We start from the raw sequence: 20,482 nt of genomic DNA on the forward strand, positions 1-20,482 counted from the left end.
CTTTGACTATCCGTGCGCATTTTGCATGCAGGACAGGCGATTAAATTTTCATCCTGACGTCTGCCTTTGGACAATACGCGGGAAAATATCCAGCTCGCCAAAACCACGAATGCCACAAAGAAAATCAAATACGTAGCAGTTGAACTGGAAAGCCAGTCCTGCACGACGGCAAAAATAGCGAGCAGAGATAAGGGAATGATCGCTAGCAAGATCTTTAACAGCGGCTTCATATGATTGATATTCTTGATATCCCTTACATCTTAGCCCGGCAAACATGGGCTCAGATATTAAACAATGGCAGAAAGCCGGTTTTTCCACCTGACTCTCAACCTCTCTAATTTCTATGCAAACTCTTTTTTTCGTGACACTTTGTCAGGCACTTTGCCTGTCCAGTGAAACGCCAAACTCTCCATCTATCCAGGTATCACGATCACGGATGATGGCTTGTACTGGCAATGCCGAAGTCTTGACCGTCATGCCACTGATCTTTTTGACTGCCGTACCTATGGCCATGAATTCCACCAGGCCATTTCCTATCTCGGCGATATAAGTTTTTACACCTATCACCTCGTCAGCGCCTATCTCGCTTGCTTCACGTTTTAATCTATCCACGGCATTCACCCTGGCATCATGGATGAGTGTGGTCAAATCACTGATTTCGCCTTTCTTGATGGATTTCACCGTGGCCAGAAAGCCACCAATCAAACCCAGGGAATAAATCGAGGTCGACATCAGCAACTTGACAGGTGCAAAGCCCAGACTGGTCATGGACCACAGTTCTTCCCCCGTCATATCGCTGGTGACAGGATTAAGGCTGGCCCATTGCGGCAAATCGCTATTGAATGCTGCGGTTCCTGTCATCAGCATTTCATGCACACCCATCCATTTTTCTATGGTAGTGCGTATCCCCACCACCGAGTTGGCACCACTCGCCTTGGCTTGTTTGACTAGCCGTTCCAGCGCCACATGCCGTGTGACGTTGAAGATGTCACTGAACTCCCTGATCTCGCCGCGCACCATGGTTTTCAATGAACCCAGGATATTGCCGCCTATGCCCATGGAATAAGCCACATTACCAAACACATGCTGCAAGGGCTGGTACCCTGCATCCATGTGGCAATACAATTCCTGCGCATCGCCAGCACTGGTAAACAATGCCTTGGTATTGCCAGGCACATGAACCGCCGAACCGACAAAAAGGAACTCGGTCTTGCCTCTCAAAGAGCGCAATTCACTGGTAACCCCGGCCACGCCATCAGCATCATGTTGTATCGCTTCGCGCACCATACGGGAAAATGCATGGGCCCGCCCATCATGTATCACCGATGTAATTTGCGCGATCTCGCCACCTAGAATATTTCCTACACCTGCACCAATGCTGCCAAAAAAACCCATGGAGTTGACGCTATTGCCAACCACAATTTCACCTGGGCGCATATTCTTTTTGGCGAGGCAAAATATTTCATTCCCTGATAATCCGGTTACTTGTGTCATGTGGTTTCCCTGGTGGATGTAGACATCAATTACGATACTGGCTGTTCTTAACTAGTTTAAAAACCTGTCTTAAGTCAGGCTGACTGTGGAGACTCAATTCAATCCTGATCAATAGCTGCAGTGTTAGCCAGCAAAGGAAAACGTATCACGACCTGCGTCCCTTCGGTAGATGAAGAATGCAATTCCATTTCACCATTAAAAGCCGCCACACGCTCACGCATGCCGGTAATACCTATGCCTGCCGAGCTATGGTGAATATCAAAGCCCCTGCCATTGTCACTGACCTCTATCTGCAAGCTCTGCTGTTCTTCCAGCATGCTCAAAGCCACTTCAACCTGGCTGGCCTGGGCATGTTTCATGATGTTGGACAAGGCCTCTTGTATGATGCGGTAGACAGAAATCGCCAGGCCACTATCAAGCCTGGAAAAATCGCCTTCACTGTCAAAATGAAACTGGCAGCCCGGCACATTCGTGTTGTAGTGCCTGAGCATGTCTTCTACTGCACCTTGCAAACCCAGCATGTCCAGCACTTCAGGGCGCAAGCGGCGCACCAAGTTGCGGCCATTGGCATATAAATCCAAAGTCAGTTTGGTGATGGCTTTGGCACGTTCCTGAATTTCCATGGTCGCTGCACCAGCGTCCATCTGTGCTGCCAGAAATTGTATGCGCTGCGCTTCCAGCCTGGCCGCAATCAATGAGGCATTCAATTCATCATGAATTTCTATGGCGATGCTCTTACGTTCATCTTCGACTATGTGATGGACTTTTTGTATCAGCTTGCGTTTTTCTGCATTGGCTTTCAGTGCTTCATTGCGCGATGCCATCAAGTCCCTGGTTCTGTCCTGTACCTTGTTTTCCAGGTCTTGCTTGGCTTGCTGCAAACTGAGCGACATGGCATTGATGGAAGTCTGCAAATCACCTATCTCGCCACCTGTCGTTACCTCCAGCTTGCTGGAATAATCACCCTCACGTATTTCACGCAGGGTTTCTATGGCTGTCTGCAAGGGCCGGGTCAGGCTCATCGACAGATACACTGCCAGCACTGCACTGACAAACAGGGCCAGTGCACTAATGGCCAGTTCAAAAAAGAAACGCTGGCTATGCTTGGCCAGCATGCGTGTCGCTGACATGGTAACCCTGACATAGCCAAGTACATCGGCATTCTTTTCTGCTTTTTTTTTGTCAACTGCGCTGATTTCCATAGGAATGGTCGTGCTGTTGGCACTCTGCGCATTTTGCGCATTCCTGAGCAAATTAACCCATACCAGTTGTCGTTTGACTGGCACTTCGACATAGCGTTCCGTACTGAGTATTTTTTCAGTAGAAATAATATGCAAGACATCTTTCTTTTCCACATCCAGCACATCGATTCTATGTATGCTGCGGTCTGACAGCATGACATCAGTCATAGTGCTTTTCAAACCTGGTAAATTCCTGGTCAGCAAATTGTATTCCACACTCTCTGCCAATGCGGTGGACACTACGTAGGCACGCTCTGCCAGTTCGCCCTTGCCTTCTTCCAGCCTGGAATGATAGGTATACCAGACCATGGAACAAAACATATAGATGACGGGCGACAAGATGATCAGGAACAGACGCGAACGCAAGTTCCAGTTTCGCCAGAGCAATGCAGAAAACTTCATGGCACCAGAGCCAGTGTCAGTGCCACATTGCCCTTGAGCCTGCTCATGGCGCAATCAAGCCATGCTTGACGGCCAGCTTGGTGATATACGCAGGCCTGTGCACGCCCAGTTTTTCCTTGATGGTCTGGCTGACATTGCTGATGGTTTTCAAAGACAAGTCCAGCCTTTCGGCGATCTCGGCATTGGTCAAACCTTCGGCCATGAGCTTGAAGATTTCCAGGTCACGCTCATTAAGCAGGGATTGCGGCGACTCGTCACCGCGTACTGATAAATTTGCCAGACGCTCGGCTATCTGCGGCAAGAAATACAACTCCCCCAGGTGGGCGCGCTGCACGGCAGTCGCCAGGTCAGCCGGATCACAATCCTTGGTGACAAAGGCTTTGGCCCCCAGGCGATAGGTTTCCTTGATCAGGGCATCCTGGTCGAATTGGCTAAGGAAGATAATTTTCGCATCTGGGTATTGCGCAAGTATATTGCGCGCCGCGTCCAGCCCTGTCAGGTCAGCACCAAAACGTATGTCCAGTATCACCACATCAGGCTTGAGTGCCGCATATTGCTCAAATGCCTCTTGCGGCGTCTTGGCCTGCCCCAGCACAGTGATGCCCAGATTACCAAGTGACATGGCAAAACCCGTCATAACGATGGGATGATCGTCTGCCAGCAATACTTTTATGCCATTTTGCATATTTACAACACCTTATAGTTTAGCAAAGCATTTTGCTTCTTAGACGCAATCATAATGCTTTTCACTAGCAATTATATCAATCATAGCTGTGAAATACCTGACTAATCTTTGCGTTAAGCAAAGCCAGGTGATTGCCGGGCCGTTAGCTAGACATGCAGTGCCCATTCGAAATGAGATTAATGTAGCTTTTTATCATCAAAAATAAGGTGTTAAGTAAAAAAATCATTTTAAATGATAAAAAAAATCATTTGAAATTCAAAATAAATACTTTTCAAGTGACATTTTTATTGCTATCTTAAAGCACATGGATTGCGCAAAACTATCAAACCCATTTCCGATGGGCAGTAAAAGTCGGAAATATGGCGTGCCAATCCAAGCTTATCCCTGGCATGGCAATCAACGTTTGGCCATTCCTGGACTGACCACGAACCTGGAGAACAATATGGAATTCACAGAAAACCAGTATCAGCCCTTGAAACGCATGTCACGCTTGGGCGTTGTTGCTTTGTTGCATGTTGCATTGCTGGCGGCATTGTTGAGCAGTATGAAGATAACGATTAACCGCCATAAGGATGAAGGCCCTATTCAGGTCACCCAAATAGAAAAGCCTGTGGAAAGAGAAAAGCTTCCACCACCTAAATTAGAGACCAAGCTGAAAGATCCGATTAGCCCTCCGCTGGTAATCCCCGAGATTGTGACCAACAGGCCGCCCATAATCGATGAAAGTGGGCTTACCACTACCAACACTGGTATTAAAGATACCGGGAAAAGTACAGCGGGCGGCACCATAGATGGAACAGTAGTGGCGGCTATAGCTCCTCCCAAAAATCCCATCCATGTCGCCGCTGTGATTAACTTCAATGCCTGTGACAAACCGGCTTATCCTGCCAGTTCCATACGCAATGGCGAAACCGGCACCGTCACTTTATCGATGCTGATAGGTACGGATGGCAAAGTCGTCGAGACCAAGACCATGGAAAGCAGCGGCTACCGTGCACTTGACCGTGCCGCCACGCAAGCCTTGTCACTGTGCCGCTTCACCCCAGGGACCATAGATGGTGTGGCACAACAAAGCTGGACCAAGGTGCAATACGTCTGGAAGATAGATTGAGCAAAAAGTATTTCGATAGCCAAACCCTTTGTGCTGCCTGCCTTCCCGCTATGCGGTGGGCATGGCAGTTTTTTTGACCATCTCAGCTCATAGCCATGACTAAGAAACTCAGCTTTCGTCTCTGTTTTTATGTTCTTTGCTTGCTCTGCAGTTGCTTGCTGACCCCGTTTGCAACTGCCACGCTCCCCCCTGAACCAAGCCAGCATATACCTCAAAAGGATTTCAATATGGCTTCAGGCCAAAGTGTTGACTTGCCAGTGCTGATGGTGAATGTACGGGGTCCTGCGGGCAGCGCGCCAGTATATGCTCACCAGGCTTATCACAGCATATTTGCACACGCGCCTTATCTGAGCTGGATCATCATGCTATGTGCCTGCTTATTACCACTGGGTATGCTGGTAGTCACAACGGCCACCATCATGGATTTCCGCAAGCGCAGAAGCGATGATGACGCACTTTCACACAGAACTGATTTCCTGGAATGGGCCTCCTAGAATTTGCTTCCTAAGTGCGACTTTCGCATTGACATACCTTGGTCATACTGGCGCTTTAGAATACGACGCTACTCCAGCCCTAGCCAAGGAAAGCCATGTCCAATGATAAGAACCCAAGCAAGAATAATCTGCAGCGCCGCCAGTTCCTCTGCAATGTCACGACTGGCACAGGTGCCCTGATCGCCGGCGCTGCCCTGCCCAAGCTGGTCAAGGCACAAAATACGACTCCTGCCTTCATCACGGCAGAAAAATCGCGTCCACAACTGCCTTGTGGTGTCATGAGTGGCGACATCAACCGCGACAAAGCCATTATCTGGAGCCGTACTGACAGGCCAGCACGCATGCTGCTCGAATACGCCAATAATGAATCCTTCAAAAATGCCCGTAGCATCAGCGGCCCACTGGCACTGCCCAGCAGCGATTACACGGCACGCATAGACCTCAGCGGTCTGCCTGCTGGCCAGCGTACTTTTTACCGCGTGCGTTTCCAGGACTTGCAAAATCCTTCCGCCAGCAGTGAAGCAGTGTCAGGTAGCTTGCTCTTACCCGGCGGCACAGAACGCGACATCACTTTTGCATTCTCGGGCGATGAGGCAGGCCAGGGCTGGGGTATCAATGAAGCGTTTGGTGGTTATCGTATCTATGAAAGCATGCGCCGTTTCCAGCCTGATTTCTTTATTCATTCCGGTGACCAGATTTATGCTGATGGACCGATACCAGCCCAGGTCAAACTCGACGATGGCAGTCTCTGGAATAATCTGGTAACGCCCGCCAAGTCCAAGGTAGCAGAAACCCTGGCCGATTATCGCGGCAATTTTGCCTATAACTTCCTGGATGTCAACAAGCGACGCTTTGCTGCCGAAGTACCTTTTCTGGTGCAATGGGATGATCATGAAGTACGCAATAATTGGTATCCCGGCCAGCAGATAGGCGAGGCAGAAAAACGTTACCAGCAGCGTGACTTGAATACCCTGGCAGGTCATGCACGTAGGGCCATGTTTGAATACAATCCCTATCGCATAGACCAGCATGATCCAGACCGTATCTACCGCATGTTCAATTATGGTCCCTTGCTGGAAGTCTTCATGCTCGATGAGCGTAGCTATCGCGGTAAAAATTCGCCAAACCTGCAAACCAGTTTGAATGAGGATGCTGCCTTCCTCGGTAAACCGCAATTGCAATGGCTCAAGCAAGCCTTGCTGCGTTCACGCTCGACCTGGAAAGTCATCGCCAGCGACATGCCTATTTCCATCGTAGTACCCGACCTCAATCCTGACGTACCCAAGGGCACTTATGAAGCCTGGGCCAATGGCGAAAATGGCAAGCCACTGGGACGTGAACTGGAAATTGCCGAGATACTCAAATTCATCAAGCAACACAATATCAAGAACGTGGTCTGGGTCACTGCCGATGTCCACTATGCAGCAGCGACTTATTACACCCCAGAGAAAGCCCAGTTCACTGACTTCAAGCCCTTCTGGGAATTTGTCGGCGGGCCCTTAAATGCAGGCACTTTTGGTCCCAATGAAGTCGACCAGACTTTTGGGCCCGATGTGAAATATGTGAGCGTCCCAAAAGAGATGAAACAAAATCGTCCGCCTACAGACTTACTGCAATTTTTCGGCATAGCGAAAATCGATGCCAAGACCAAGGCAATGACGGTATCCATCCATGATATCGATGGCAAGAATCTGTATAAGGTCGATATCGCGCCCGAGGCTTGAAATCTGCATGTATTAAAGCTGCATGCACAAAAAAAGCCTGGTGTTTCCACCAGGCTTTTTAAACTGAAAATCAATACCGGCTAGCTATTACTTGTAGACAGTCACTGGTTCAGTATTTTGTACCGGCACTACAGGTTGAACATTCTGTCCACGGTATTGACCACGGTTGGCACCGCGTGGTGCGCCAAACTGTACCAGGATTTCATCATAGGCTGCATCAGCCAGACTGCGTGAAGTCTCTTGCATGACCTTGCCGCGATTGAAGACGACGCGGTCACCGGCACGGCTGATGATCTTGGTATCAACACCAGAACCGCTGGCGCTGAAAGCCGCCTTGATTTCATAAGTCTTGGTATTGATGAGACTGAAATCAGCAACCAGGTCCAGTGACAGACTGGCTGTCATGGAATTGCCGTATTGCAGTTGGTTGCTTTCCTGGCGGAACTGGATATTACTGACCGTGCCAAACAAGACATAGTCAGCACCAGGGTACATGCCCTGTTTGATACGACCGATGATGTCGTAAATTTTTTCCATAGGCTTGCCCACATAAGGACGCGCCTGTACCAGGCTAACACCACCACCTTTGATCAAGGCACCTTTGAGGTCAGCAGTATAAGTTTTTAACTCACCACGATCGATATAGGTATAAAAACCCTCGGCTTCGTAGTAATTGCTTTCGCTCTTGGCATTGATATTGCCACGCTGGGAATAGCTGCGATCAGTTTCGCGCTCGCTATAACTGCCCTTGACGCTGCTCTTGCTGGAAGCAGACACCACGCGAAAATATTCACTGACTTTTTCTTCATAAGTCAGGTCAGTAACGGCAATTTTTGGTTCAGCTGCATAGGCACTGAATGCCGCAGCAGAGCAGAACAAACCTGCCATCAGTTTTTTGAGATTCAACATCGTATTGCCTCTTTAAAAGATGAGCGACTGAGATTAGCGCTTGGAAGTTTTACGAATTTCTTTTTCGTCTTGCCATTCAATGGAGCCATCTTCGATGTCGTACAATTTCAAGGTCATTTTGTAGAACACGTCTTTGGTATTGGCACTTTGTTTGACGATAGAAACGATCTCGCCTTCCAGGGAATATTTGGCAGCGCTCATATTGCCAACCTTGGCCTTGCCCTGCGCCTTGTACAGACCACTTTGATTTTGGCGTTGCAATTCATCAACACCGGTTTGCATTTCATCGGCGCTGCGGGTGAACTTGACCTTGCGGCTCTTCACCAGTGCAGTCTGGATGGTATTCATGATGGATTTGGTATCGATGTATTCGCTGGTCTTGTTACGAACACCAGTCAAAGTCATGGTAGGACGATTTGCCAGTACCGGATCTTCCAGCAGGGAACCGACCATTTTTTCTGCAATCATTTGCAGATCAGTAGAACCAAATTCATTGGTGACTGTTTCAACTGCTTTGGTATCACCATACGTAGTCTGGCGCGCCAGGCTGACTGTAGGTTGCGACAGTTTAGTCTGGCAAGCGCTGAGTGAGAGGCCAAGCAATACCACCAGGGCGCAGCTTTTTGACAGTGAGGAAATGCGTTTCATATGTACTCCGTAAAAATAATCTTGTTACTGTTGGTGATTAGCGTGGCTCTGCGCTCATTTCGATTTTGAAGTCGTTTGCTTGCGGGCCATAGGCCGTTCCTTTGATGAACTGGCTTTGCTGACCCAAAATCATCAATGGCTTCCAGACTTCGCCATCACCGACTTGCATGCCGGCAGCATCGGTCCAGCGGAAACGATAGTAGACGCGTACATCGCGGTTGGTCAGGTTGACCATCTCAGCCTGTACTACCATGACATCGTTTTTACGCTGTGAGCGCAGATCCGTCACTTGCACACCTTCCAGGGTGCCGCGCACGATCAATTTGGCGGCGATACCTGGGGAAGAGGCATTTGGTACAGGATCAGCCATGGCTGGAACCGCAAAACAGGCGGCAACCAGGGCAGCGCATGCGGCAAATTGTTTGGAAATCTGTTTCATATACCCTCTACATATCAGTTGGATTTAGTGCTGGTGGTACTGGTGGTGCTTGTTGCTGTCGTTTTTGTGACCGTTTTTGCCTTGGCGGCTGGCTTGGACTTGCCTGTTTTCGGTGCTTCTGCTGCGGCTTCTGGTTCAGCCTGCAATTGTGCCACAGGTGTCACGCTACCGAACTTGGCCATGTCACCCATGTAAGTCTTGTTTTGATAAATGCGAACTGGCACCACCATGTAACGGCCATCTACCGTCACCTTGGTAGCTTCACCACCATTGCCAAAATTGACGTTGTAGTCGCCTGGTGGCAAAAATGCGCGGGCGACGAAAACACGGTCAGGCAAACTGCGCCACATACGGTCATCTGCCGGGCTTTCTGTCGCTGCCACTGCCACGTTTGCCGCCAGGCCAGCCAGGGCACCAAACTTCTTGTTGACCTGGTCTTGCACCAGGGCTTTGGTGACCGCACGTATCGCTGCACGGGTATAGATACCTGGCAATTCATCTTTCAGTGCCTTACGTGCCATAACGTTGAAGTCTGTCACCAGTGCTGTAGGCAAGACCTGGTCGCCCACGCGTATGTTATTGAGCACAGGCGCATTTGGATCAGGATAAATGACAGGGAAGGCAAAAGAAACCGTCACCAGACCACGGCCTGTAGGCACAGGAAAGGCAATTTTCTTGGATTGACGTGCCGGTGAATTACCCGCCTCAACAACGAACAGCACGTCAGTCACGCCTTTCTTGCGGCGGAAGCTGGTACGTTGATCCAGGCCTTTCAAGCCATCTTCCAGCACTGGCAGATCAGGGCGCAATTCGATCGCCTTGCGATAGCCAGGAGCTGCCAGGCCAGGTTCATTCAGGGCTTCATAGACAAAGCCAGCGAGGTAATGGCTGAGCGCATTTTGATAACCATTTTTGAGCTTCAATACTTCCGGGTCATTCAAGGTTTCTACCGGGTAACCGTTCAATTCCTTGCCAGTGGAAGCCACACCCTTGTCCTTGGCTTCTTTTTCTGCTTCTGCAGTCTCTTTGGCACGGAACTCCGCAATCACTGCCTCACGTTCATGGGTACGCTTGATATCGACGCGGGCAGTGTCGAGGTCACCGAGGTTCAGGCGGTCCATGGCCATGCGTGTGGTCAGCATGACTTTTTCATAGTCTTGCCCTTCGTAGTCACGGCTGGCATCGCCCATGATGGTGGCGCCAATCTGGCCCATCAGTTTTTGTGGTGCAGACTTGGCGGTCTCCTCCCAGATCTTGACCTTGGTATCAGCTACATCGAAAGCATCCAGGCTGTCTTTGTAACGCTTGCCTATACGCATCAATTCACCTTTTTCCAGGTTCAGCAACAAATCGGCCTTATTACTGCCCTGGGTTTGTGCTTCTACCTGTTTGATCGCCTCATCTATCTGGCCAGTCTTGGCTACTGAGAGCGAAGCAGCTACCTTGCTGTCATGAGTTTGCGTAGTAACACAACCAGTCAGCAACAGTGCAGCAACAAGGGGCGTGTAAGAGAGAGTAGCTAGGCGCATGGGTTTCATTATGGGTAGGCTAGGTAAAAGAAAATGCAAAACGCAGGCATGGAATTATCCATACATACACACAGCCAATCAGTATAGTAAGGCTTTGCATTTTTGTCATGGTATTAACTGCTACAAAATCGAAGTTCTTGTAACTAGTTGTAATGGAATTGTGGAAATAAAATACTGATTAGCTATGATTTACTTTAAAACAATAAAACCAGCTCAGGGCCTGCTATCCAGTAGCCAATTATCGATCTGATGCATGAAATCAGGCAAATAGTTTTTCTCTTCCGCACTGAGACTATGACCAGCACCAGGAAAACGGCGCACATCAATGATTTTCCCGGCGGCCTGGAAATGCTGCCGCAATTGCGCAATGGCTTGATCTGGAATAACAGGGTCAGCATCGCCAAATCCCAGCAATATTGGTATGTCCAGTGCCAGCAAATTGGCAGTTTGCGGGATACTGGCTATTTCTGACCAGTAACGCCAGCTGCGACCATGTAGCAAGCTGGCATCAGGATCTGCAGGCTTAAGCCGCAAACCGGCCTGCAACTGTTGCCAGGCAGAATTCATCCTGGGATTATTTATCGCCAGGGCCGCATACACGTCCAGGGCGTTCATGCCTGCATGCGATAGCAAGACCAGATGGGTGGCGGATAATTGCCTGGCCAATACGGGTGCCAGCTCTGCCCCTTCCGAAATACCCATCATGATCAGGCGTTGCGGTTTTTGCCCCTGCTTTTGCAATACAGCCAGTTGCGCACGCATGAACTCCAACTGGTCTGCCTGCCAGCGGGATGGATGGTCAGCACGGATATAGGCATCACCACAGGCTTTACCATTGGACCCTGGCAAGATATGCCGCTTATGCAGGATGAGGATTTGCGTGCGCCCAGACTCAGCTTCCAGGCCAGAAAAATACTGGGGCAAGAACTGCCCCATGCTGATGCAATCAGAACCTGAAAGCACAAATACCAGGTTTACTACAGGTTTGCCAACATCAACTTGCTGCCATGGTTTTTTTTCCAGTTGGTAATAGATCGCCTTGCCACCGTCCATGAATTGAAATTCATGCAGATAGACCGGAGGCTGCCGATCCTGACTGGCGGCAATAGCCAGAGCAGGCATGCAAACCAGGACGAGTTGAAAAAGCAATACGGGCAGCAGCAAGGCAGCAGCAAGAATTCTAGCAATACAAGTACTTATCAATGGGGCGGTCACGATGTTATCTATCTGTCGTCAGGCTGAGCTTGCATTTACTTTGTATACGCCTTGCGCGAACCATCTTCATAGACCAGATCATCCTTCATTGGTTTGCCACTATCATCCCAGGTGCGCTCACGCAGTATCCGGCCACGCTCATCATAATGAGATTCGCGCACCAGTGTGCCATTTTGCGCGAAACCCTGATGAATGCCAACGGGGCGTTCACGGTAACGGCCTTCGTAAACATAGCGTTTCAGGCTGGACATTTTGCCGTTATCAAAATAATTGCGCACTTCCTTGATGTCTTCCTTGCCTTCGGCAGTGAATTTTTCACTGCGTTTGGGCTGGCCATTCAGGTAAAAACTGGCGTCCGAGACCAGCCGGTTTTGCCTGCGCCCCTCTTTGTCTGTCATGGAAAAAATTTGCTCGCGTACTTTTGAGCCACTCTCGTGATAGTCAATTTCGCGCTCAAGTGCGATCGGTTTTTCTGTGGTGTTCCAGACGACTTCTTTACGCAAGATACCTTTATCAGAATATTGCCTGCGCGTTTTTTGTCTGGCACTGATTTCTTCTACTGTGTCTGGCTTGCCATTGTCATGGAAATAGGTAGCTTGCTGCGTGACTCCCGCCAACACAGTGAACTGGCTGCGTAAATGGCCGCTGTCGGAATACAGTTGCACCTGTGATGGCTTGCCGTTGAAACCGCATAAAACTGCGTCATTCGCATGCGGTGTCAGCATGGGCCTGTCGCCACATTCAAGTTCACTCAATTGTTTGTCTGGCGTATACCTGACAGCAGCTTTTTCTTTTGGGCTCTCGCCGACAAAGGCAATCCGTTTGACCACCCCATTCGCATACCATTCACGCACCAGGCCACGGGTGCTGCCATTCACATTGCTCTCTTCCCTTAGCACTTGCCCATTTGGGGCAAATTCACTCAAGCGTCCATGGGTATTGCCTTGTTCATTGACGTGATATTCCTTGCTCAACACGCCATCTTTGAAATAACGCACCACACCGACATAAACACCAGCGCGCAATTCCTGCTCTCGCACCAGCTTGCCTGTATCTCTTTCCACACACTTCATAATGCCGGTCTTGCCTGCCGTCGTGCTGCCATTGGCAGGATTGACTGACTCTTTGTTGATCTCACAATCTTCAACAGCCCAGGCACAAGACATGCCGAGGGTAGCCATCAGGATTACAAAGGTAAAAGGTGCAAAGGATCTAAGCTGGGTCCTTGTCCCTAAAACAAATTTGGTAGACATAGTCATCTTGAGATGAAAAAAAATAATGTTGAAAAAGTGAGAACAATTTTAATGATAATATTGTCAAAGTCATCAGCCATTTGAGAATTGGACTTATTATTCTCTCACCTGACCGCTTAGCAATGAAGCTTAATTACACTGGCACTCAGTTTTTGCCAGCTGGATTGGGAAGTTTCCTCAAGCATCGTTGATAAAAAATTTCATATTGTTTAAATTAACACTTTGGAGTCTGTAGCATGCCCTCAAACGAAGTCCACTTTCAAAAGCCGTCCTATACCTCTGTCGATCTTGGTACTTTCGGCGGTCACTATAGTTTTGCCTTTGCCATCAATAACAATGGCCAGATGGTAGGTCAGGATACAAAAAATGAAACCAGCAACAAATCCTTTTTTCCGCCTACCTATGCTGCCGTTTGGGACAATTCTTTTTGGGTATCCAAAACCACACTGCTCTCAGACCAGGAGAGCCATGCTTATGGAATAAATAATTTATCCACTGTTGTTGGCTATTCACAGGAAGATATCAATGGCAATCAGAAAATGCTAGCCACTGCCTGGCAGGATGGCAAGACGCGCTATCTACCATCTTTAAGCGATGCGCAGGATGAGAGCATTGCCAGCGCAATTAACGACCATGGTGTGATTGTTGGTGAAAATTTTTCCAGTACCTCGTTTGACGACGGGCATGCCACCCTCTGGAATGATACGGGTGTGATTGACCTGGGTACTTTGGGTGGCAATTTCAGCGAAGCATTTGCCATCAATAATGCAGGCCTGGTAGCAGGCTGCTCTTCCACCGATAAACCTGATCACGCTGTGCACCCGGTCATCTGGAAAGAAGGCAAGATCATCGACTTGTCACCTAGCCATTTCGGTATCGCCAACAGTGTGAATGACAATGACCTGGTAGTCGGATTCACCGGCGATGAACAGCATATCTCTCATGCCACGCTATGGATCAATCAAAAGGAAATCATACTGCAAGGTACTGCAGGATATTCTTCTTATGCAAGCGCCATCAATAACCAGAACCAGATCGTTGGTGCAGAAACTAGCAATGACGGTCACCGTCATGCCTTGCTCTGGAATACGCCCAATAGCGCACCAGTAGATTTAAATCAGTATCTTGACCAGTCTCAGCTTGAAGCAGGCTGGCAGCTTACCAGCGCCTCGGGCATTAATGATAAGGGGTGGATAATCGGTAGTGCGTCCAATAGCAAAACTTACGAAACTCATGCCTTTGTACTGAGCAGTGCTGGCGTTACAGAATTAATAGGCGCTGCGCCAGAGCAGGCAACACATGTGCTGGCCGCTCCCACTCCTGCCGCGCATGAGGCAAGCATGGATATCTGGGCAGGCATTTATTAAATTAGCAACATCAATCTGCAAAACCAGGGAACTCCTCTTAACTCATGGGCGGTTTTCTCCTGTTTCAGCTGCGACTCCGTGCTGAACATGGCACATCCCCCTCACGCTGGCCTTGCTTGCTAATTTGGGCAAAGCCGGTTTGCCCATCCATGAGCATCTTAAGGCAAAAAATAATGTTAAAAAAGTGAGAACAAATTTAATGATAACATTGTCAAAGTCATCAGTTATTTGAGAATTGAGCTGCCTATTCTCTCATCTGACCATTTAAGCAATGAAGCTGAATCAAACTCGTCCGTCGGGCTCGTCGCGGCGGTGAGCGAGTTTTTTCGGGCATCGTTAATAAAAAATTCACATTAATCAAATTAACATTTTGGAGTCTGTTGCATGGCCTTAAACAAAGTCAGTTTTCAAAATCCCTCCTATGTCTTTGCAGATCTGAGCACTTTCGGCGGTGACTATAGCTACGTCAGTGCCATCAATAATTCTGGTCAGATGATAGGCAGCGACACAAAAAATGAAGGGAGCAGCTCCTCGCATCATTCAAGCACACAAACTACCTATGCCGTGATTTGGGATAATTCTTATTATGTCCCCAAAACCACACTGCTCTCAGATGTCAATAGCCATGCCTACGGCATCAACGACCAGGCTATTGTCGTTGGCTCTTCAGTAAAAGACATCGATGGTAACTCCCAGATCATCGCTACTACCTGGAAAAATGGTGAAGCACAATATCTGGCATCTCTCAGCAATGGTCAGTACAAGAGCATTGCCAAGGCGATTAATGAGCAAGGTGTCATTGTGGGCGAAAGTTTTACTGGCGATTCGTGGCAAGAACACCATGCTTCCATGTGGAATAACACTGGTGTCATTGATCTGGGTACACTGGGTGGCAAGGACAGTGATGCATCTGCCATCAATAATATTGGTGTCGTGGTAGGCTGGGCTTCAGGCGCAGCAGCGGAAGACTACATGCACCCGGTCATGTGGAAAGATGGCAAAATCATTAACTTATCTCCTGCACATCACGGTGCAGCGACCAGTATCAATGATAATGGTGTGATTGCAGGAAGTATATTTGATGATCAAATGTATGCTCACCCTACCTTGTGGATCAATCAAAAAGAAATAGCAATGCAAAGTTCTGCTGGATCTTATTGCTATACCAGTGCCATCAATAACAAGAACCAGGTAGTCGGTACAGAAATTGCCGCGAATGGCCAATTCCATGCCTTGCTGTGGAATACACTGGATAGCGCCCCTATAGACTTGAATCAATACCTTGACCAGTCCCAGCGCGATGCTGGCTGGAGGCTGACGAATGCCACCGATATCAATGAGCAGGGCTGGATAGTTGGTACGGCCATGAATATCAACACCTATGACTCTCATGCCTTTTTACTGACTGCTGAAGGTATTACAGGATTGAAAGGCGCTGCACCAGTACAGGCGACGGTAGTTGCCGTTGCAACGACTGTCCAGCATGAGGCAAGTGCGGATATATGGTCTGGCATGTATTAAATTAGCAATTTCAATAAAATCTTAGCAAGAAAACTGCCTTCGATTCCTGGAGGTAGTTTTCTTTTTTTACTCTGTGGCTCTCATTTGAGCAGGGTACAAACCAAAATTCCCCTCCACTAAGCCTAGTCTGCCTTTGCTGTCAAGACTGGCGCAAAGCCGCAAATTGCGTATCATCTGCGCCTTGATTGCTTTTTTTATTGTCTGGATTCTGGATTTATGTTGCCTTCGATTGAACAAAGACTTGCCGTAGAGCTGGCTGCCAAGCCGGTTCAGGTTGCCGCTGCTGTTGCCTTGCTGGACGAAGGTGCAACCGTCCCGTTTATCGCCCGTTACCGTAAAGAAGTCACAGGTGGCCTGGATGATATACAGTTGCGCCTGCTGGAAGAGCGCCTGCGCTACCTGCGCGAACTGGAAGACCGCCGCGCCGCCATCATCGCCTCGGTAGATGAACAGGGCAAGATGACCCCAGTACTGCTGGACGCCATCACCCATGCTGAAGACAAGACCCGTCTGGAAGATTTGTACCTGCCTTACAAACCAAAACGCCGTACCAAGGCCCAGATCGCCGTTGAAGCAGGTTTGCTGCCCCTGGCCGATGCCTTGCTGGCCGACCCTATGCTGAACCCGGATACCGAAGCCGCAAATTACCTGAAGCCTGCTTTCACCACCGACAATGGCGACAACCCCGGTGTGGCAGATGCCAAAGCCGCCCTCGATGGCGCGCGCCAGATCCTGATGGAACGCTTTGCCGAAGACGCTACCCTGTTGCAAGCCCTGCGTGAATACCTGAATGACCACGGCATCGTGGAATCCAAGGTTGTCGCTGGCAAAGAAGAAGCCGGTGAAAAATTCGCCGATTATTTCGATTATTCAGAAACCCTGGGCACTATCCCTTCACACCGCGCCCTGGCCCTGTTCCGTGGCCGCCGTGAAGAAATGCTGACCGTGACCCTGCGTCTGGATAGCGAAGAAGAAAAACCAAAATGGGATGCACCGCTGAACCCCTGTGAAAGCCGCATCGCTGCCCGCTTTGGCGTCAGCCAGAAAGACCGCCCTGCCGATAAATGGCTGGTCGATACTGTGCGCTGGGCCTGGCGCGTCAAAGTCTTCATGCATCTCGATACTGAGTTGATGGGCAAGCTGCGCGAAACCGCAGAAGTGGAAGCCATCAATGTCTTTGCCCGCAACCTGAAAGCCCTGCTGCTGGCCGCCCCCGCTGGTCCACGCGCCACCATGGGCCTTGATCCTGGCCTGCGTACTGGCGTCAAGGTAGCGATCGTTGATGCAACTGGCAAAGTGGTTGAATATGCGACAATTTACCCGCATCAACCCCGCAATGACTGGGATGGGTCCCTGCATGTATTGGCCCAACTGGCGGCCAAGCATAATGTCTCGCTGATCTCTATCGGCAATGGCACGGCTTCGCGTGAAACCGACAAGCTGGCAGGCGATTTGATCAAGCTCAAGCCTGAACTCAAGCTGACCAAGATCGTCGTTTCTGAAGCGGGTGCATCGGTGTATTCCGCTTCTGAATTTGCTTCCAAGGAATTGCCTGACCTGGATGTGTCCATCCGTGGTGCGGTATCGATTGCCCGTCGCCTGCAAGACCCGCTGGCTGAACTGGTGAAGATTGATCCCAAGTCCATCGGTGTAGGTCAGTACCAGCATGATGTCAGCCAGTCACAACTGGCGCGCTCACTCGATGCCGTTGTTGAGGATTGCGTGAATGCGGTGGGTGTCGATGTGAATACCGCTTCTGCACCTTTACTGGCACGCGTCTCTGGCCTGTCTTCCAGCGTAGCGCAAAGCATAGTCAATTTCCGCGATGCCAAGGGCATGTTCAGTTCACGTTCAGACTTGCGTGCTGTACCGCGCCTGGGTGACAAGACTTTTGAGCAGGCAGCCGGTTTCTTGCGCATCATGAATGGCAGCAACCCACTTGATGCATCTGCAGTCCACCCTGAGTCTTATCCACTGGTAGAAAAAATCCTGGCGGATATCAAGAAGGACGTAAAGGGCGTCATCGGTGATGCTGGCTTGCTGAAGTCTTTGAACCCGGCCAAATACGCCGATGAAAAATTTGGTGTACCAACCATCACCGACATCATCGGTGAGCTGGAAAAACCGGGCCGTGACCCGCGTCCAGAGTTCACTACCGCCACCTTCAAGGATGGCGTAGAAGAAATCAAGGACTTACGCCCTGACATGATTTTGGAAGGCGTGGTCACCAACGTTGCCGCCTTTGGCGCTTTCGTTGATATTGGTGTGCATCAGGATGGCCTGGTACATATCTCTGCCCTGTCCAACACCTTCGTCAAAGACCCGCATACGGTCGTCAAGGCTGGCCAGGTGGTCAAGGTGAAAGTACTTGAAGTCGATGTCAAACGCCAGCGTATCGCCCTGACCATGCGCCTGACCGATGCTGCACCTGTAGCAGGCAGCAAGCCTGAACAGCGTGGCGACCGCAATGATGCCAAGCGCCTCAATCAACACCGCTCACAAACCCAGGCGCCAGCACCAGCTGGTAATGCCATGGCGGCGGCGTTTGCGAAATTGCGTGGGTAAGTAATAAGTAAGCAATAACTAAGCAATAAACAAGTAATAAAATTGATGATCAGACTGTCCCAAATTGTGACAGTCTGATCAGTGTTGCGAAATAATGTGACACCTGGATTTTCCACTCTTCTCTCTTTTCAGCAAATCCGTCGCCAGCGTCAGCAGTACCCCCGTCTCTGTATCTTCCCCATCTCTCATCTGCATCCCTTATATTTTTCTTCAGGAAAACATTTCAAACATGGCACGCCGTTTGCCTAATTAGCTCCGTGTCGCATCCCATGCGCACCCACTAATAAATAACGGAGACCATCATCATGAACCTGGCCGACATCAGCAAACTGGGCATCAGCAATCCTTACGCCAAACGTTATAACAACTACATAGGCGGGAAATTTGTAGAGCCTGTCAAAGGCGAATATTTCGAGAACATCAGTCCCGTCATTGGCCAGGCCTTCTGCGAAATCGCACGTTCAACGGCAGAAGATGTGGAACTGGCACTGGATGCTGCCCATGCCGCAAAAGTAGCCTGGGGCAAGACCTCGCCAGCAGAACGCGCCAACATCCTCAACAAGATCGCTGACCGCATGGAAGCCAACCTGAGCTTGCTGGCAACTGCTGAGACCCTGGACAATGGCAAACCCATACGTGAAACCATGGCGGCAGATATCCCGCTGGCTATTGATCACTTCCGTTATTTTGCCGGCTGCATACGTGCGCAGGAAGGTTCGGTTTCCCAGATCGATGACCAGACCTATGCCTATCACTTCCATGAGCCACTGGGCGTCGTCGGCCAGATCATTCCCTGGAATTTCCCTATCCTAATGGCGGTGTGGAAAATGGCACCCGCCCTGGCCGCAGGCAATTGCATCGTCATGAAACCGGCAGAACAGACACCTGCCTCCATCATGGTACTGGTTGACTTGATCAAGGACCTGTTACCGCCTGGTGTCTTCAATGTCGTCAATGGCTTTGGCCTGGAGGCGGGCAAACCACTGGCATCCAGCAAACGCATCGCCAAGATAGCCTTTACCGGTGAAACCGGCACTGGCCGCCTGATCATGCAATATGCATCGCAAAACCTCATCCCTGTGACTCTGGAGCTGGGCGGTAAATCACCGAATATCTTCTTTGCGGACGTCATGGAAAAAGATGATGCCTTCTTCGATAAATGCCTGGAAGGTTTTGCCATGTTCGCGCTGAACCAGGGGGAAGTCTGCACCTGCCCTTCACGCGTGTTGATACAGGAATCCATCTATGACCAGTTCATGGCCAGGGCTATCAAGCGCGTTGCCGCCATCAAGCAAGGTAATCCTTTTGACAGCGCCACCATGATAGGGGCGCAGGCTTCACAGGAACAACTGGAAAAAATCCTGTCTTACCTGGATATAGGAAAGCAGGAAGGCGCGCAGCTCTTGATAGGCGGAGAAAGGAATGTACTTGATGGCGAGCTGGCCCAGGGTTATTACATCAAGCCTACCATCTTCCAGGGTCACAACAAAATGCGCATCTTCCAGGAAGAAATTTTTGGCCCTGTAGTGTCCGTCACTACCTTCAAGGATGAAGAAGAAGCCATAGCGATCGCCAACGATACCCTGTATGGCCTGGGTGCTGGTCTATGGACACGCGACGGCTCCCGTGCCTTCCGCGTTGGCCGTGCCATAGAAGCAGGCCGTGTCTGGACCAATTGCTACCACCTCTACCCTGCCCATGCGGCATTCGGCGGCTACAAGCAATCCGGCATAGGCCGTGAAAACCACAAGATGATGCTGGATCACTATCAGCAAACCAAGAACTTGCTGGTCAGCTATAACCCGAACGCCATGGGTTTCTTTTAATCCCGATCAGATGCTCAGTCAGATGTCCAATCAGATGTGAAGAAGGCGGCCCGCGAGCC

17 protein-coding genes are annotated in these 20,482 nt (G+C 49.8%); 7 read left to right on the forward strand and 10 right to left on the reverse strand.

Annotated elements, in window-relative coordinates:
* Positions 1-48: 48 nt before the first annotated feature.
* The 4 genes from ACO0LC_RS22950 to ACO0LC_RS22965 all read right to left on the reverse strand — a co-directional run bounded on the left by ACO0LC_RS22950 (position 49) and on the right by ACO0LC_RS22965 (position 3,822).
* On the reverse strand, positions 49-318 hold the full coding sequence (locus ACO0LC_RS22950; protein ID WP_423007478.1) for a hypothetical protein: 270 nt from the start codon (positions 316-318) through the stop codon (positions 49-51).
* Between the two features lie 54 nt (positions 319-372).
* Positions 373-1,494, reverse strand: a complete 1,122-nt coding sequence (locus ACO0LC_RS22955; RefSeq protein WP_423007479.1) for a heavy metal-binding domain-containing protein — start codon at positions 1,492-1,494, stop codon at positions 373-375.
* 98 nt (positions 1,495-1,592) lie between these two features.
* Complete coding sequence (locus ACO0LC_RS22960; protein ID WP_423007481.1) at positions 1,593-3,137, reverse strand: ATP-binding protein; 1,545 nt, start codon at positions 3,135-3,137, stop codon at positions 1,593-1,595.
* Positions 3,138-3,180: 43 nt separating this feature from the next.
* Positions 3,181-3,822, reverse strand: a complete 642-nt coding sequence (locus tag ACO0LC_RS22965) for a response regulator (protein ID WP_423007483.1) — start codon at positions 3,820-3,822, stop codon at positions 3,181-3,183.
* 364 nt (positions 3,823-4,186) lie between these two features.
* Between ACO0LC_RS22965 and ACO0LC_RS22970 the strand changes: the two genes are divergently transcribed.
* The 3 genes from ACO0LC_RS22970 to ACO0LC_RS22980 all read left to right on the forward strand — a co-directional run bounded on the left by ACO0LC_RS22970 (position 4,187) and on the right by ACO0LC_RS22980 (position 7,151).
* A complete protein-coding gene (locus tag ACO0LC_RS22970) occupies positions 4,187-4,933 on the forward strand; it encodes an energy transducer TonB (protein ID WP_423007485.1) in 747 nt (248 codons plus the stop codon).
* 227 nt (positions 4,934-5,160) lie between these two features.
* Positions 5,161-5,427: a hypothetical protein gene (locus tag ACO0LC_RS22975; protein ID WP_423007487.1), complete on the forward strand. Its 267-nt coding sequence runs from the start codon at positions 5,161-5,163 to the stop codon at positions 5,425-5,427.
* A gap of 95 nt (positions 5,428-5,522) precedes the next feature.
* Positions 5,523-7,151, forward strand: a complete 1,629-nt coding sequence (locus ACO0LC_RS22980) for an alkaline phosphatase D family protein (RefSeq protein WP_423007489.1) — start codon at positions 5,523-5,525, stop codon at positions 7,149-7,151.
* Positions 7,152-7,238: 87 nt separating this feature from the next.
* Here ACO0LC_RS22980 and ACO0LC_RS22985 read toward each other — a convergent pair whose 3' ends face one another.
* The 6 genes from ACO0LC_RS22985 to ACO0LC_RS23010 all read right to left on the reverse strand — a co-directional run bounded on the left by ACO0LC_RS22985 (position 7,239) and on the right by ACO0LC_RS23010 (position 13,072).
* Positions 7,239-8,060 carry a hypothetical protein gene (locus ACO0LC_RS22985; RefSeq protein ID WP_423007491.1) on the reverse strand — a complete coding sequence of 274 codons (822 nt, stop codon included), beginning with the start codon at positions 8,058-8,060 and terminating at the stop codon, positions 7,239-7,241.
* 33 nt (positions 8,061-8,093) lie between these two features.
* Positions 8,094-8,708, reverse strand: coding sequence for a penicillin-binding protein activator LpoB (lpoB, locus tag ACO0LC_RS22990; protein WP_423007493.1), 615 nt, complete (start codon positions 8,706-8,708; stop codon positions 8,094-8,096).
* Positions 8,709-8,745: 37 nt separating this feature from the next.
* The gene (locus tag ACO0LC_RS22995) at positions 8,746-9,147 is read right to left on the reverse strand and encodes a YcfL family protein (protein ID WP_423007495.1); all 402 of its coding nucleotides are present in this window, start codon (positions 9,145-9,147) and stop codon (positions 8,746-8,748) included.
* Positions 9,148-9,161: 14 nt separating this feature from the next.
* Positions 9,162-10,676, reverse strand: coding sequence for a COG3014 family protein (locus ACO0LC_RS23000; protein ID WP_423007497.1), 1,515 nt, complete (start codon positions 10,674-10,676; stop codon positions 9,162-9,164).
* Between the two features lie 213 nt (positions 10,677-10,889).
* Positions 10,890-11,798 carry an alpha/beta hydrolase gene (locus ACO0LC_RS23005; protein ID WP_423007499.1) on the reverse strand — a complete coding sequence of 303 codons (909 nt, stop codon included), beginning with the start codon at positions 11,796-11,798 and terminating at the stop codon, positions 10,890-10,892.
* A 128-nt stretch (positions 11,799-11,926) separates the two neighbouring features.
* Positions 11,927-13,072 carry a hypothetical protein gene (locus ACO0LC_RS23010; RefSeq protein WP_423007501.1) on the reverse strand — a complete coding sequence of 382 codons (1,146 nt, stop codon included), beginning with the start codon at positions 13,070-13,072 and terminating at the stop codon, positions 11,927-11,929.
* A 308-nt stretch (positions 13,073-13,380) separates the two neighbouring features.
* Between ACO0LC_RS23010 and ACO0LC_RS23015 the strand changes: the two genes are divergently transcribed.
* The 4 genes from ACO0LC_RS23015 to adh all read left to right on the forward strand — a co-directional run bounded on the left by ACO0LC_RS23015 (position 13,381) and on the right by adh (position 20,423).
* Positions 13,381-14,511 carry a DUF3466 family protein gene (locus ACO0LC_RS23015; protein WP_423007503.1) on the forward strand — a complete coding sequence of 377 codons (1,131 nt, stop codon included), beginning with the start codon at positions 13,381-13,383 and terminating at the stop codon, positions 14,509-14,511.
* 384 nt (positions 14,512-14,895) lie between these two features.
* On the forward strand, positions 14,896-16,032 hold the full coding sequence (locus tag ACO0LC_RS23020; protein WP_423007505.1) for a hypothetical protein: 1,137 nt from the start codon (positions 14,896-14,898) through the stop codon (positions 16,030-16,032).
* A gap of 216 nt (positions 16,033-16,248) precedes the next feature.
* A complete protein-coding gene (locus ACO0LC_RS23025; RefSeq protein ID WP_423007507.1) occupies positions 16,249-18,597 on the forward strand; it encodes a Tex family protein in 2,349 nt (782 codons plus the stop codon).
* Positions 18,598-18,902: 305 nt separating this feature from the next.
* Positions 18,903-20,423, forward strand: coding sequence for an aldehyde dehydrogenase (adh, locus tag ACO0LC_RS23030; RefSeq protein WP_423007509.1), 1,521 nt, complete (start codon positions 18,903-18,905; stop codon positions 20,421-20,423).
* The last annotated feature ends 59 nt before the right edge of the window (positions 20,424-20,482 follow it).

It is taken from the genome of Undibacterium sp. JH2W (assembly GCF_049340425.1).
Taxonomy (GTDB): Bacteria; Pseudomonadota; Gammaproteobacteria; order Burkholderiales; family Burkholderiaceae_D; genus Undibacterium.